The sequence below is a fragment of the Methanospirillum sp. genome (assembly GCF_035560735.1).
Taxonomy (GTDB): domain Archaea; phylum Halobacteriota; class Methanomicrobia; order Methanomicrobiales; family Methanospirillaceae; genus Methanospirillum.
This window is the reverse complement of record NZ_DATMYY010000001.1, coordinates 1-2571: the sequence shown is the minus strand read 5'-3', so window position 1 is coordinate 2571 and position 2571 is coordinate 1. Positions and strand designations below refer to the sequence as shown.

The following is a 2571-nucleotide window of genomic DNA, read 5'->3' as shown; positions in this document are numbered from 1 at the left end:
TAATAGCACAAGATATCATCTGATATGTCGTATCTGCAATGCCATAGATATTGCCAAATTTATGGAATTTATTAGCTGGGAAATATATGGTCTGGGGAAACCTCATTGTAATGGACTCATCAATACTATTCTATGACACCCCCTCCTCGTGATATCTACCTCAATAACGCTGCAACAACCTGGCCAAAACCAGAACGGGTAATCGATGCTGTACAGGCTCATCTTCACAGATTTCCAGGTGAATCCGGACGTTCAACCGATGAACTTACCGTTGATCCGGTTCAGGAAGCACGAGAGAGTGTATCTGATTTTTTGGGTTGTAAGGATCCTGATCATTTGATCTTCACTTCGGGTGCTACTCAGTCGCTGAATATGTTGATTCATGGATTTGCAGCTGGGCAGGAGGGTATGTTTCATGTCATTACCACGGATTTGGATCACAACTCAGTCCTGAGGCCGCTTACAACCCTTGCTGATAATAATCAAATTGAGGTCTCGGTTATCGCATCACGAGATGGATATATTCGCCCGTCTGACATTATCAGTGCAATAAGGGATGATACGCGTCTCCTCGTCATAAATCAGGGGAGTAATGTTCTTGGGACCGTTCAGAATATTCATGAGATACATTCTGCTCTCAAGCAGGCTGATTTATTCATGATAGTTGATGGATCACAGACAGCAGGGCAGATACCTGTTGATCTCACAAGACTTGGTGCTGATGCCTTTGTGTTTACCGGGCATAAATACCTCTTTGGTATGCCCGGAATAGGAGGATTCTGGATCCGCGATCCTGATGTCATACAACCTATAATACAAGGAGGAACTGGCACAAATTCGGCGAATCTTCGGCAACCATCTGCTCTTCCCGAACGATATGAAGCAGGAACTCCAAATTATCCCGGAATCGTATCGCTTGAGGCGGGAATATCCTACCTGCGTGAGATTGGCTACTCTCGCATCGCTGATCATCAGAGAAAGTGTATTGACGCTTTTTATGAACCCTTAAAGGATTCAGATCAGATAATCAGATATCATCCTTCACCCGATATTCCGGTTTTTCCGATCAACATCAAAGGAATGGATCCCGATACCGCAGGGTTTGTAATCAGGACTACATATGGGATCATTACGAGAACTGGTCTTCACTGTGCCCCACTTATTCATGCTAAAATCACCGATGGAAAAGGGTGTGTGAGATTAAGTCCATCTATACTCACTGATCCATCAGACTGTAGATTCGCTGGTGAAGTTCTTGCATCATTGGGTGATCAGGTTCAGTCTGCAGGAACTACATTTAAGGCTAGTCAGTAAATCTGGAATTGCTCTTCCTTGATGAAATGCCCATTAATTCCAATGTTTGCAGCCAGTCAGCGTCCTGGGTATTAACAGTGAGCGTGATCATCTTTTCACGTTCTTTTTTTGAGAGTAATGAAATCCGGAGGCAGGGAACTGGTTTGGGCTCTTCCTTCTTTTTGCATATGATCATGGTTACTGAGTAATCATCTGTAAAGAGATCGGGAATTCGCTCTACCTGCTTTATGGTAAATCCACAATCCTGGAGAGAGCGAAGATACTCGTCTGAAAGAAATGACTGCTTCTTGCCCCTGTGAGACTTCCACTCTGGTTCTTCACCAATCATCCACATTCTGCTCTCTAACTGGGAAAGAGGGTTGTTAGCAATCTCGTTATCACCAGACTGGATATTGACAAAGATTCCTCCCGGAGCTAGAGCATTATAGATTTTAGGAATCATTGAGGTATTCTTTCCGCTTGGGTTAGATGATGAAAGGATGAGATTATATCCGGCTCCAAGTTCATCAGTAAAGAAGTTTCCAGGACATACTTTCACCTGCTCATCCATATCATGAGCAATTATATAATCACATGCTGTATCCGTTACTTCAGGTAGATCAAATACAATACATGTGAGATCCTGTTTCAGGGAGGCTAGGGCAATGGAATAAAGTCCGTGACCTCCGCCGAGATCCAGCATTAGTCGAGCAGAGAGAAATTCAGGAAGTGCAACTATAGACCTGATAACCTGCTGAAGTCTTCCGGTCATTGCGTTCTCTGCCATCGGAGGCAGGCACATATCGCAGAAAAACTCCTTTTTATCATATATCACTGGCCCATTTTTTATAACATCAGGGAGATGCACCCAGAGTTCAGAGATCTTTTTCTTAATCTTCTCCAGATATGCCCCCTGATAATACGGGGATACCGATGAGAAGTAAGTGGAAGCTAACTGTGTATTCTGATATAATCCATTATTCTCACTGATAAAGTTACAATCTACAAGAATTCGCAAGAGCGGGGGAAGCATCTCATGACGGGGAATAACCTTGCTGAGTTCAGTAATGGAGGTCGGTGTATCCAGATAATCGAATAGTTTTAATTCAAGTGCAGCGAGAAGAGAGTAAAACTGCTGTGTTTCAGCAGCCATCCTGTTTACAGTTTGAAAAAGCAGGTGTGGCTCTGTCGGGGGATTTGTAATAAACACCCGTTGCTTGTTTCGATTACTTTGGTTTCCTTTTTGATATTGTGGAGAGGATATGGCAGATGATATTT

General features: G+C 43.3%; 2 protein-coding genes. One reads left to right on the top strand and one right to left on the bottom strand.

The window, feature by feature from the left end:
- The first annotated feature begins 132 nt into the window (after nt 1–132).
- Complete coding sequence (locus tag VN429_RS00010; protein WP_325628425.1) at nt 133–1314, top strand: aminotransferase class V-fold PLP-dependent enzyme; 1182 nt, start codon at nt 133–135, stop codon at nt 1312–1314.
- On the opposite strand, the gene VN429_RS00005 is transcribed toward VN429_RS00010, so the two are convergent.
- Nucleotides 1304–2571 (bottom strand): methyltransferase (locus tag VN429_RS00005; protein ID WP_325628420.1); only part of this gene is annotated, 1268 nt, incomplete at its 5' end. The genes VN429_RS00010 and VN429_RS00005 overlap by 11 nt on opposite strands.